Annotated in this window: 12 protein-coding genes; 2 read left to right on the top strand and 10 right to left on the bottom strand. The window is 68.8% G+C overall.

The genetic code is table 11. The features are described from left to right. The 6 genes from AC27VN_RS19540 to AC27VN_RS19515 all read right to left on the bottom strand — a co-directional run. Positions 1-774: sugar kinase (locus AC27VN_RS19540; protein WP_490877568.1), on the bottom strand; the 774-nt coding region annotated here is incomplete at its 3' end. 17 nt (positions 775-791) lie between these two features. Further along, complete coding sequence (locus tag AC27VN_RS19535) at positions 792-1,535, bottom strand: sugar phosphate isomerase/epimerase family protein (RefSeq protein WP_261216057.1); 744 nt, start codon at positions 1,533-1,535, stop codon at positions 792-794. Further along, entirely contained in the window at positions 1,535-2,287 is a 753-nt protein-coding gene (locus AC27VN_RS19530) for an amino acid ABC transporter ATP-binding protein (protein ID WP_490877567.1), read from the bottom strand. The genes AC27VN_RS19535 and AC27VN_RS19530 overlap by 1 nt, the downstream gene beginning before the upstream one ends. A 19-nt stretch (positions 2,288-2,306) precedes the next feature. After that, complete coding sequence (locus AC27VN_RS19525; RefSeq protein WP_093354693.1) at positions 2,307-3,104, bottom strand: transporter substrate-binding domain-containing protein; 798 nt, start codon at positions 3,102-3,104, stop codon at positions 2,307-2,309. A gap of 74 nt (positions 3,105-3,178) precedes the next feature. Continuing rightward, positions 3,179-3,832: an amino acid ABC transporter permease gene (locus AC27VN_RS19520; RefSeq protein ID WP_490877566.1), complete on the bottom strand. Its 654-nt coding sequence runs from the start codon at positions 3,830-3,832 to the stop codon at positions 3,179-3,181. Positions 3,833-3,859: 27 nt separating this feature from the next. Further along, entirely contained in the window at positions 3,860-4,531 is a 672-nt protein-coding gene (locus AC27VN_RS19515) for an amino acid ABC transporter permease (RefSeq protein ID WP_490877565.1), read from the bottom strand. Positions 4,532-4,708: 177 nt separating this feature from the next. On the opposite strand from AC27VN_RS19515, the gene AC27VN_RS19510 reads away from it, so the two are divergent. Further along, a complete protein-coding gene (locus AC27VN_RS19510; RefSeq protein ID WP_490877569.1) occupies positions 4,709-6,421 on the top strand; it encodes a hypothetical protein in 1,713 nt (570 codons plus the stop codon). Between the two features lie 15 nt (positions 6,422-6,436). Here AC27VN_RS19510 and AC27VN_RS19505 read toward each other — a convergent pair whose 3' ends face one another. Next, positions 6,437-6,973, bottom strand: a complete 537-nt coding sequence (locus AC27VN_RS19505) for a cysteine hydrolase family protein (RefSeq protein WP_490877564.1) — start codon at positions 6,971-6,973, stop codon at positions 6,437-6,439. A gap of 152 nt (positions 6,974-7,125) precedes the next feature. On the opposite strand from AC27VN_RS19505, the gene AC27VN_RS19500 reads away from it, so the two are divergent. Further along, positions 7,126-8,241 (top strand): MBL fold metallo-hydrolase, encoded by a 1,116-nt coding sequence (locus AC27VN_RS19500; RefSeq protein WP_093354686.1) that lies wholly within the window; start codon positions 7,126-7,128, stop codon positions 8,239-8,241. Positions 8,242-8,255: 14 nt separating this feature from the next. Here AC27VN_RS19500 and AC27VN_RS19495 read toward each other — a convergent pair whose 3' ends face one another. From AC27VN_RS19495 to AC27VN_RS19485, 3 genes are all read right to left on the bottom strand, one after another. After that, entirely contained in the window at positions 8,256-8,444 is a 189-nt protein-coding gene (locus tag AC27VN_RS19495) for a hypothetical protein (protein ID WP_093354683.1), read from the bottom strand. Continuing rightward, complete coding sequence (parC, locus tag AC27VN_RS19490) at positions 8,444-10,852, bottom strand: DNA topoisomerase IV subunit A (protein ID WP_490877563.1); 2,409 nt, start codon at positions 10,850-10,852, stop codon at positions 8,444-8,446. The genes AC27VN_RS19495 and parC overlap by 1 nt, the downstream gene beginning before the upstream one ends. Before the next feature lie 46 nt (positions 10,853-10,898). Beyond that, positions 10,899-11,340: Kelch repeat-containing protein (locus AC27VN_RS19485; RefSeq protein ID WP_490877562.1), on the bottom strand; the 442-nt coding region annotated here is incomplete at its 5' end.

Below are 11,340 nucleotides of genomic sequence, written 5' to 3'. Positions count from 1 at the left end.
CACTTCCTTCACCGGGAAGCCCGCGACGCGGCCGGTGCCGGCCACGTCGCTGTCGTAGTAGGCGCCCTCGGCGCCGAGCTTGACCACCACCAGCTTCGCGCCGCGCTCGCGGTAGAAGCGCGCCACGTCCTCGGGCTGGTCATGGCCGGTGAGCAGCAGGCCCTCCTCGATGCCGGGCAGCACCCAGTCGGCGCGCGCTGCCAGCTCGTTGATCCAGTGGCGCATGGTCTCCTTCGAGGACCACAGCGTCGGGCGCAGGTTGGTGTCGAAGGAGATGGTGCGGCCCGCGGCGCGCATCACGTCCATCGAACGCAGCGCGGCCTGCAGGCTGGTCTCGGAGATGGCCGCGAACACGCCGGTGGCATGCAGGTGGCGCGCCGAGCGCAGCCAGGGCTCGTCGATGTCGGCCGGGCCCATGTGGCTCGCGGCCGAGCCCTTGCGGTGGTATTCGATCGGCGGGTCGCTGCCGTCGGTGACGCGGCCCTTGAACTGGAAGCCGGTGCGCTGCGTGGCGTCGGCGATCACGTGCGAGCAGTCGATGCCCTCGGCGCGCATCGCGTTGAGCAGCGCGCGGCCCATCGAGTCGGTGCCGAGCCGGCTGGCCCAGCCCACCTTCAGGCCCAGGCGCGACAGGCCGATGGCCACGTTGGTCTCGGCGCCGGCGGTGCGCTTGTGGAAGGACTGCGCATCCTCGATCGGCCCCGGCCGGTCGGCCACGAGCAGCAGCATGGCCTCGCCGAACAGGGCGACGTCGAAGGCGGTGGGTTCTGTCATCGGTGTGAGTGGTTTCGCTACGCGCGCGCGGCGCGGATGAAGTCGATCTGCGTGCGGACGACGGCCTCGAGGTCGTCGCCCACGAGCGGGTATTCGATGGCGTGCGGCACGTCGGCCGGCAGCGCGCGCAGCACGGCGCGCCAGGGTGCCACGGAGTCGCCCAGCGGCACCGCCACCCACTTGTGCGGCAGGCGCTGCGCGCCCTTGCAGTGCACGTAGCGCACGCGCTGGCCGAGCGCCTGCGCGGCCTGCAGCGGGCATTCGCCGACCCAGTGCCAGTTGCCCATGTCGAAGGTCATGCCCAGCGACACGCCCGCGCGGTCGGCGGCTTCGAAGAAGGCCTGCAGCGCGGGCACGGTGCCGGCGCGCACGCTCTGGTCGTTCTCGATCACGAGCTCGACGCGGGTTTCGGCCAGCTCGACCTTGAGGCCCCAGAGCGAGCCGTGCGAAGACGGCTGGAAGTCGCCGATCGACATCTTCAGCCGCTTCGCGCCCACGCGCGTGGCGGCCGCGATGCCGCGCTTGAGCGCGGCGCTGTCGAGCCAGCCGCCCTGGGCCCACAGGCCCTCGGGGCTGGAGTAGACCGAGGCCAGGCCGTTGAGCGCCGGCAGTTCGGCCTCGGCGTCGCGCAGCATCTCGCCGCGCACCTCCACCGAATCGGCGCCCGCGCGCTTCGACAGCTGCGAGCACCAGAGCTGGCCATGGCGTCCCACCTCGGCCGCGCCGAAGGAGGACAAGGAAATCAGGACCTCGAAGGACATCAGTGGGCCTGGTGCGAGCTGAGGATCTGGCCCAGGAACTGCCGGGTCTTCTCGTTCTGGGGATTGCCGAAGAACTCCTCGGGCGGCGCCTGCTCCACGATCCTGCCCTCGGCCATGAAGATCACGCGGTCGGCCACGCTGCGCGCGAAGCCCATCTCGTGCGTCACGCACAGCATGGTCATGCCGTCCTCGGCCAGGCCGATCATGGTGTCGAGCACTTCCTTCACCATCTCGGGGTCGAGCGCGGAGGTGGGCTCGTCGAACAGCATGATCTTGGGCGTCATGCACAGCGCGCGCGCGATCGCCACGCGCTGCTGCTGGCCGCCCGAGAGCTGGCTCGGGTACTTGTGGGCCTGCTCGGGAATGCGCACGCGCGTGAGGTACTTCATCGCCACCTCCTCGGCCTGCGCCTGCGTCATGCCGCGCGAGCGCATCGGCGCCAGCGTGCAGTTCTGCAGGATCGTGAGGTGCGGGAACAGGTTGAACTGCTGGAACACCATGCCGACCTCGGCCCGCACCGCGTCGACGTTCTTGCCGCCGGCCGTGAGCTCGATGCCGTCGACCTCGATGCGGCCCTTCTGCACCGTCTCGAGCCGGTTGATGCAGCGGATCAGCGTCGACTTGCCCGAGCCCGAGGGCCCGCAGATCACGATGCGCTCGCCCGTGCGCACGCTGAGGTCGATGCCGGTCAGCACCTGGAAGTCGCCGTACCACTTGTTGACGGCTTCCATGCGGATGATGGGGTCGGTCATGAGGTGTTCCGCTCCCGGCTTACTGCATCTTCGGCAGGTCGGCCTGCAGCCACTTCTGGTAGAGCTTGTTGAGCTCGCCGTTGGCGGTGTTCTTGGCCACGAAGTCGTTGACGGCCTTGGTCAGCTCGTCCTGGCCCGGACGCAGCGCGATGCCCATCGACTGCTGCACCAGCGTGAACTTGTTTTCGTAGGTGCCGGCGGGCACGCGCTTGGCGATCTGGGCGGCCACGGTCACCGAGCAGCCGATGGCGTCGACCTGGCCCGAGATCAGCGCCTGCATGGCCGAGGCGTCGTCATCGAAGCGGCGGATCTCGGTGCCTTCGGGCGCGGCCTTGGTCACGGCCACGTCCTGGGTCGAGGCACGGGCTACGCCCACGCGCAGGCCCTTGAGGTCACCGGCGGCCTTGATCGGGGTCTTGGTCGCGCCGTACAGCACGATGGTGGCGGCCGCGTAGGGCTGCGAGAACTGCACCTGCTTCGCGCGCTCGGGCGTGATGGCCAGCGAGGCGACCAGCAGGTCGACCTTGTTGGTCAGCAGGAAGGGAATGCGGTTCGGGCCGGTCACCGGCACGATGTTGGCCTTCACGCCCCAGTCCTTGGCCAGCAGCTTGGCCACGTCGGCGTCGTAGCCGTCGGGCTGGTTCTTCGCATCGGTGGTGCCGTAGGGCGGGAAGTCGACCAGCATGCCGATGGTGATCTCGCCCTTCTTCTTGATGTCGGCCACGCTCTGCGCCGAGGCGAAGGGGGCGAACACGGTGAGGGCGGCTCCGAGGCCGAGGGCTGCGATCGCTGCGCGGCGGGTGGTGGTGCGGGTCATGGGATGTGTCTCCTGAAAAAGAAAGGAAGCGACGGAAAAAACGAAAGCGACGGGGAAGATGGCGAACGGGGAAATCAGCGGGCCAGCGCGCGTGCGCGCTTGCGCTCCATGCGCGCGGCCAAAAGCGACAGCGGCCAGCAGATGACGAAGTAGATGGCGGCCACCACCGAGAACACGATGAGCGGCTGGAAGGTGGCGTTGTTGACGATCTGGCCGGCGCGCGTGACCTCGACGAAGCCGATGATGGCCGCGAGCGACGTGCCCTTGATGATCTGCACCAGGTAGCCCACGGTGGGCGCGAGCGCGATCCTGAAGGCCTGCGGCAGCACCACGTCGCGCATGCGCGCGCTGTAGCTCAGGCTCAGCGCCTGCGCCGCCTCCCACTGGCCGCGCGGAATGGCCTCGATGCAGCCGCGCCAGATCTCGCCGAGGAAGGCCGCGCTGTTGAGCACCAGCGCCACGCCCGCGGCGACCCAGGGGTTGATGTCCAGCCCCAGCACCGGCGCGCCGAAGAACACCAGGAACAGCTGCAGCAGCAGCGGCGTGCCCTGGAAGATCTGGATGAAGGTGGTCGAGACGCCGCGTGCCCACGCCGATTCGGACGTGCGCATGAGCGCGATCGCGAGCCCCAGGATCGCGCCGCCCACGAAGGCGATGGCCGACAGCGCGAGCGTCCATTGGGCCGCTTCGAGGATGAACAGGAATTCGGAAAAGCCGAAGGTGCGCATGGTGTGGTGGTCTCCGTCGGTCGACGCTTACCGGCGGTCCGGGTAGTTGAGCGTGCGCTTGTAGATCAGCTTGAACATCGCCGAGAAGGCGAGCGCCAGCGCGAGGTAGATGGCCGCGACCACGATGTAGATCTCGAAGCTGCGGAAGGTCTGCGACTGCAGGTTGGCGGCCACCGAGGTCAGGTCGTCGGTCGAGATCACCGAGACCACCGCCGAGCTCAGCATCAGCAGGATGAACTGGCTGGTGAGCGCGGGATAGATGGCCTTGAGCGCGGGCTTGATGATGATGAAGCGGAAGATCTCCCAGGACTTGAGGTTGAGCGCGCGGCCCGCCTCGATCTGGCCCTTGGGAATGGATTCGATGCCGGCGCGGATGATCTCGGTGGCGTAGGCGCCGAGGTTCACCACCATCGCCACCAGCGCGGCCGTCTGCGGCGACCAGCGCAGGCCGATGGCCGGCAGCGCGAAGAAGAAGAAGAACAGCTGCACCAGGAACGGCGTGTTGCGGATCACCTCGATGTAGGCGTTGATCACGAAGCGCAGCCAGCCCGGCCCCGAGGTCTTGCCCCAGGCGCAGAAGATGGCCACTACCAGTCCGAGCACGGTGGCGACCAGCGACAGCTGGACGGTGATCCACGTGCCCTTGAGCAGCAGCGGCCAGGCGGCGAAGACGGCGTCGAATTGAAACTGGTAGTTCATGGTCCGGCTGCGGCGCGGGTGCGCGCGCCGAGTGGAAAAGCAATGCTTGCAGCTTATATGAAACCGGTTTCACGATGACCGAGGGATTACCCTAGTCGGCCTTTGCGGGGGAGCGCTGCCTACACTTCCGCGATGCTCACACCCCTGGCCGACCCCACGACCGCGCAGCTGGACGACATGGCCGAAGACCCCGGCGCCACGCTCGCCGAGACCTCCGCCCATGCCCCCGCCGTGAAGCACCTGCGCCAGGCCCTGCTGTGGCCCGTGCGGCTGATGCCGGTGCGCGATGCCAAGTCCGCGCACCAGGCGCCCTGGCACCTGCTGCGCGAGATGGGCGAGGCCTCGCCCTGGCGCGAGGAGATCGACGAATACACGGGCGACAGCAGCCGCTTCCACCAGCGCCACTACAACGAGTTCGTGAGCTTCCTGCCCTACGTGCAGCGCTTCCTCTATGGCGAGGGACGCTCGCGCGCGCAGGCCGGCGGGCCCGAGTCGGGCAGCGACGGCGATTCGCCGATGCGCATCTTCCGCCGCCACGACATCGCCGCGGTGCGCGTGGTCACGCGCGCCGGCGAGGCGCCGATCACGCTCGAGGTGGTGCACTGCGACCTCTACTTCTTCTTCGACGTCGACGTGGTGCTGCTGAACCTCGAGGTCGGCGTGAACGACCTGAGCCTGGCGCAAGCGCAGGAGCTGCTCTATCGCTTCGGCCGCGCCTATCCCGCGGGCTGGGATGCCGAGGGCGGCGCGCTGCACTGCATGGCCAGCGTCGAATGGCTGGCGGCCGACGGCCGCGTGCTCGCCAGCTCCGACGCGCAGCACAGCGAGGCCTTCATCTCGCACGTGGCGCAGCACCGCGCGCCGCGCATCTCGGCCCACTGGGCCTACCTGATGCAGCCGCTGGTGAGCGACCATTCGGAGGACAAGGGCGCGCTGCGCTACCGGCAGATCGAGTACTACCGCATGCCGGTGATGGCTTACCTGTCGCTCGACGATCCGAAGCGGCTCACGCGCAACGACTTCATCCGCCTCGGCCTGGTCACGGGCGCGGGCGAGGCCGAGGCGGCGCTCGCGGGACGCCAGGACCACCTGCCCTATGCCGACCACCACCTGGCCGACTTCGAGAGCCGCTACTGCTACGACCGCTTCTGGGTCGATGCCGGCGCGGCCCCCCACACGCGCTACCTGTGCAACGGCCATGCGCTGATCGTGGTGGGCGATGCGCGCTCCGAGTTCTTCTGCTGCCGCGACCGCGGCGTGCTCGCGCAGTTCCGCCACCAGCACTTCCTGCTGTTCCTGATCGCGCACTTCCAGAAGGCCTCGCTGCTGATGTTCTCGGACCAGCTGGTGGAGGCGCTCAAGCGGCTCGACATCCGCAGCACGCCGAGCGTGAAGCGCTTCAAGCGCGCGATCCGCGCGAGCTTCGAACGCTTCCTGCGCTTCACCCACCGCTACTGGTTCCACGAGATCTCGGAGCAGGCGCAGGTGCGCGCGCTGTCGCACCTGTGCGCCACCCACCTCGGGCTCGATCCGCTCTACGACGAAGTCAAGGAGCGCATCGCCGACATGAACACCTACCTCGACGCCGACAGCCTGCGGCGCCAGGCCAACACCGTGGTGCGGCTCACGGTCGTGACCCTGTTCGGCCTGATCGGCACCATCACCACCGGCTTCCTCGGCATGAATCTGCTGGCCGAGGCCGAGGCGCCGCTGTGGCGCAAGGCGATCTGGTTCGGCGTGGTGCTGGTGTTCACGACCTGGCTCACGGTCTACACCATGGTCAAGTCGCAGCGGCTGTCGGACTTCATCGACGTGCTGTCGAACGACCGCATGAGCTTCCGGGAGAAACTCGGGGCGCTGGTGCGGGTGTGGCGGCCCGGGGCCGACTGAAACCGCGCGCCGGCCTCAGCCGCCGAACGACACCTGCGCGCTGTCGACCGCGCGGATCGGCACGCCGAAGCTCGTGATGTCCGCGAGCGTGGCGTTGTGGTGGGCGCGGATCCGCGCGCCCGTGGCATGCGGCTTGTCGTGCGAGGTGTGGGCGTCGGCCGCGAGCGTCACCGCGTAACCCAGCCCGGCCGCGCGGCGCACCGTGGTGTCGACGCAGAACTCCGACGAATAGCCGCAGACCACCACGCGCTTCACGCCACGCTCCGAGAGCCAGGCATCGAGCGGCGTGCGCAGGAAGGAATCGGGCGTGGTCTTGCGCAGCCGCGCGTCGCGCGTATCCGTATTCAGCGCGCCGGCGAGCTGCCAGCGCTCGGAGTCGAACACCAGGTCGACCTCATTCTCGTGCTGGATGAAAGCCACCGGCACGCCGGCCGCGCGGGCACGCTCGGTGAGCGCGTTGATGCGCTCGATCACCGCGGCGGCTTCGTGCGGACGCGGGGCGTCGTCGACGAGGCCGCGCTGCATGTCGATGACGAGGACGGCGAGAGTCATGGGAACCCTTTCTGGTGCGCGGGACGGTGAGGCCGAAGGATCGCACAGGACGCGCCAATGCCCCTGCCCGGCGAATGTTTCTGACGTTGAAACCATTGCCCACGCACCCGCCGCTAAGCTCGCGCCGCCCGCAGAACCACACAACACCTGCCATGACCGACCCCAACGCTCCTTCCCTTTCGCAGCGCCTGCGCAGGCGCGCCACCGCCGCCTTCGCGGCCGCCTGCGCGCTGCTGGCCGGCTGCAGCAGCAACAGCGGCTGCGAGGTTCGCTACGACGCCTCGCCGCAGTTCAAGGGCTGCACCTTCGAGAACATGGACAACCCCGACGTGCTGCCCAACCAGAGCACGTGGAAGATCTGGACCCGCTTCTTCTTCGAGACCAAGACCGATTCGGTGCCCACCGATGCGATCCCCGTGAAGCCGCTGACGCCGGCCGCGCTGGCCGCGCTCGATGCGCAGGCCAACCACGTGGTGCGCCTGGGCCATTCCTCGCACCTGCTCAAGCTGCGCGGCAAGTACTGGCTGATCGATCCGGTGTTCGGCGAGCGCGTGTCGCCGTTCTCGTTCGCGGGGCCCAAGCGCTTCCACCAGCCGCCGATCGCGCTGCAGGACCTGCCGCCGATCGAGGGCCTGATCCTCTCGCACGACCACTACGACCACCTCGACGTCTACACCATCGAGTACCTCGCGAAGCGGGTGCAGCACTACTTCGTGCCGCTGGGCGTGAAGGCGCGGCTGGTCGCGATGGGCGTGCCGCCCGAGCGCATCAGCGAGCTCGACTGGTGGCAGGGCGGCGAGCACGACGGCGTGAAGCTCACGGCCACGCCGGCGCAGCATTTCTCGGGCCGCTCGCTGACCGACCGCGGCCGCACGCTGTGGGCCTCGTGGGTGGTGCAAAGCGGCGAGCAACGCATCTTCTACAGCGGCGACTCGGGCTACTTCCCGGGCTTCAAGCAGATCGGCGAGCGCTTCGGCGGCTTCGACCTCGCGCTGATGGAGAACGGCGCCTACGACGCCTACTGGCCCGCGGTCCACATGACGCCAGAGCAGAGCGTGCAGGCCTTCGAGGACCTGCGCGGCAAGGTGCTCTACTCGGTGCACAACAGCACCTTCGACCTCGCTTTCCACAGCTGGCACGACCCGCTGGACCGCATCGCGAAGCTCACGCAGGAGCGCAAGATCGAACTGGCCACGCCGGTGATCGGCGAGGTGCTGACGGTGGGCCAGGCGCGCACCAACGTGCGCTGGTGGGAAGGCCTGAAGTAACGGGCAGCGAGCGGCTAGCCGCGCTCGCGCCGCTCGCGCGCGCGGCGCTGCTGGCGCGTCTCGAGCGCCTGCGCCGCCACGCGGTCCTTCGCGCGCTTCTTCTCGGCGCGCTTGCCGCGGAAGTGCCGGCCCACGAGAAAGCTCCCGATGCCGGTCACGATCGCGATGACGAAGCCGATGGTGCTGATGTCGAGGCCGCCCATCAGAGCACCCGCACGATGCTGGTCGGCTTGAAGCCCAGGTCGGCCGCCTTGCCCTTGCGCGCGCGGGCGCCGCGTGCGTTGTTGAGGGTGCGGATCTCGAGCGTCTCGTCGCGCTCCTTGCCGCCGCGGCCGATGCCCTCGATCTTCACGCTGCGCGTGTAGGCCGCGGCACCCGCGAGGGTGTCCTTGGGCTCGAGGTCGATCAGCGTGAGGCCGCGGCCACCCTTGGGCAGGCTCTTGAGCTCGGCGATCTCGAAGGTCAGGATGCGCCCGCCCGTGGAGGCACAGGCCACGTGCGTGGCCGCGGGCATGGGCTCGGCGCCGCCGGCACCGCCCACCAGCGAGGGCCGGCACAGCTGCTCGCCCTCGCCCACGTCGATGAAGGCCTTGCCGCCGCGCTGGCGCGACATCATGTTCTCGACCGTGGCGATGAAGCCGTAGCCGCCCGAATTGGCCAGCAGCAGGCTGGCCGCGACCGGGCCCGCGAAGTAGTGCGTGACATGCGTGCCCGCATCGAGCTCGATCAGCGTGGTGACCGGCTGGCCGTCGCCGCGCGCGCCCGGCAGCGAGGCCACGGGCACGGTGTAGACGCGCACGCTCTTGTCCTTGGCGCTGCCGAACACCAGCAGCGTGTCGACGCTGCGGCATTCGAAGGCGCCGTAGAGCGAGTCGCCCGACTTGAAGCTGTACTCGGGCGCCGCGGCGCCGTTGCCCGCGGCCTTCTCGCTGGCCCAGCCCTTCTGCGCGCGCACCCAGCCCTTCTGCGAGACGATCACGGTGACCGGTTCGTCGACCACCTTGACCTCGGCCACGGCGCGCTTCTCGGCCTGGATCAGCGTGCGGCGCGGGTCTTCGAAGGTCTTGGCATCGGCCTCGATCTCCTTGACCAGCAGGCGGCGCAGCGTGGCAGGGTTGGCGAGGATGTCCTCGAGCTTTTTCTGCTCGATGCGATGCTCGTCGAGCTGCTGCTGGATCTTGATGGCCTCGAGCCGCGCCAATTGGCGCAAGCGGATTTCGAGGATGTCCTCGGCCTGGATCTCGCTGAGCTTGAAGCGCTCGATCAGCGCGGCCTTCGGATCTTCGGCCGCACGGATGATCGCGATCACCTCGTCGACATTGAGCAGCACGAGCTGCCGGCCTTCGAGGATGTGGATGCGATCCATCACCTTGTTGAGGCGGAAGCGCGTGCGCTTCTCGACGGTGATCTCGCGGAACGCGATCCACTCGGTGAGCATCTGGCGCAGCGACTTCTGCGTCGGCTTGCCGTCGATGCCCACCATCGTGAGGTTGATCGACGACGAGGTCTCGAGCGAGGTCTGCGCCAGCAAGGTGGTGATGAATTCCTCCTGGCTGATGCGCGAGGTCTTGGGCTCGAACACCAGGCGCACGGCGGCGTCCTTGCTCGACTCGTCGCGCACCACGTCGAGCACCGAGAGCATCGCGGCCTTGACCTGGGTCTGCTCGGTGCTCAGTGCCTTCTTGCCGGCCTTCACCTTGGGGTTGGTGATCTCCTCGATCTCCTCGAGCACCTTCTGCGTGCTCACGCCCGGCGGCAGCTCGTTGACCACCAGCTGCCACTGGCCGCGCGCGAGGTCCTCGATCTTCCAGCGCGCGCGCACCTTGAGCGAGCCGCGGCCACTGCGGTAGGCATCGGCGATGTCGCCCGCGCTGCTGATGATCTGCGCGCCGCCCGGATAGTCGGGGCCGGGCACGATGGCGAACAGCTCTTCCTCGCTGAGCTTGCCGTTCGACTTGATCAGCGCCACGCAGGCATCGGCGATCTCGCGCAGGTTGTGGCTCGGGATCTCGGTGGCCAGGCCGACCGCGATGCCGCTGGCGCCATTGAGCAGCGTGAACGGCAGCCGCGCGGGCAAGAGGCGCGGCTCCTCGGTGCTGCCGTCGTAGTTGGGGATGAAGTCGACCGTGCCTTCGTCGATCTCGTCGAGCAGCAGGCTGGTGATGCGCGCGAGGCGCGCCTCGGTGTAGCGCATGGCCGCGGCACCGTCGCCGTCGCGGCTGCCGAAGTTGCCCTGGCCGTCGACCAGCGGATAGCGCTGCGAGAAGTCCTGCGCCATGCGCACCAGCGCGTCGTAGGCGGCCTGGTCGCTGTGCGGATGGAAGCGGCCGAGCACGTCGCCGACCACGCGCGCGCTCTTCACGGGCTTGGCGCCCACGGTGCCGTTGGTGCCGCCGAAGCCCAGGCCCATGCGCGACATCGAATAGAGGATGCGCCGCTGCACCGGCTTCTGGCCGTCCGACACGTCGGGCAGCGCGCGGCCCTTGACCACGCTCAGCGCGTATTCGAGGTAGGCGGTCTGGGCATAGTCGGCGAGCGTGAGCGAGGTGCCGTCGCCGCCGTTGTTGTCGTCGCCGGGAGGCAGGAGATCGAGCGGGGGTTGGGAGTCCATGAAAGAGCGGGTGAGAAAACGAAAAAAGAAGGGGCGACGAAGGCGCTCAGCCCAGCGTGAAGGCCTCGTGCACCGCCGACTGCACCGAGCCGCCGAGCACGGCGCCACCGCCGGCCACGTAGATCCAGTCGCCGATGACGGCGGCACCGACGGCATGGCGCGGCGTGGTCATGGGCGCATGGCGCTGCCAGCTGTCGGCCACCGGATCGTAGCTTTCCATCTGGCCGAAGACCTTGGCCTGGCGCGGCACGCCGCCGACGAGGAAACCGCCCTCGCCGCCCATGGCGAAGAAGCGGTCGCGATAGACCACCAGGCCATGGCCCGAGCGCGCGGTGGGCAGCGGCGAACGCGGCTCCCAGGTGTCGCGCGCGGGAAGGTAGACGTGGTGCAGGTCGGTGTTGTATTCGAAGGTGTTGAAGCGGCCGCCGACCACGTGGATCAGGCCGCCGTGCGCCACGCAGCCCACGTGGTCGCGCGCGCCGGGCAGC

The organism is Variovorax sp. 20P10.2.4, from assembly GCF_058244205.1.
Note: the sequence above shows the minus strand (reverse complement) of the source record. Positions and strands in the feature narration are given on the sequence as shown.

Coding starts and splice junctions, on each gene's coding strand:
- AC27VN_RS19535 (WP_261216057.1), bottom strand. CDS start 1,535: ATGTCCTTCGAGGTCCTGATTTCCTTGTCCTCCTTCGGCGCGGCCGAG.
- AC27VN_RS19530 (WP_490877567.1), bottom strand. CDS start 2,287: ATGACCGACCCCATCATCCGCATGGAAGCCGTCAACAAGTGGTACGGC.
- AC27VN_RS19525 (WP_093354693.1), bottom strand. CDS start 3,104: ATGACCCGCACCACCACCCGCCGCGCAGCGATCGCAGCCCTCGGCCTC.
- AC27VN_RS19520 (WP_490877566.1), bottom strand. CDS start 3,832: ATGCGCACCTTCGGCTTTTCCGAATTCCTGTTCATCCTCGAAGCGGCC.
- AC27VN_RS19515 (WP_490877565.1), bottom strand. CDS start 4,531: ATGAACTACCAGTTTCAATTCGACGCCGTCTTCGCCGCCTGGCCGCTG.
- AC27VN_RS19510 (WP_490877569.1), top strand. CDS start 4,709: ATGGCCGAAGACCCCGGCGCCACGCTCGCCGAGACCTCCGCCCATGCC.
- AC27VN_RS19505 (WP_490877564.1), bottom strand. CDS start 6,973: ATGACTCTCGCCGTCCTCGTCATCGACATGCAGCGCGGCCTCGTCGAC.
- AC27VN_RS19500 (WP_093354686.1), top strand. CDS start 7,126: ATGACCGACCCCAACGCTCCTTCCCTTTCGCAGCGCCTGCGCAGGCGC.
- AC27VN_RS19495 (WP_093354683.1), bottom strand. CDS start 8,444: ATGGGCGGCCTCGACATCAGCACCATCGGCTTCGTCATCGCGATCGTG.
- parC (WP_490877563.1), bottom strand. CDS start 10,852: ATGGACTCCCAACCCCCGCTCGATCTCCTGCCTCCCGGCGACGACAAC.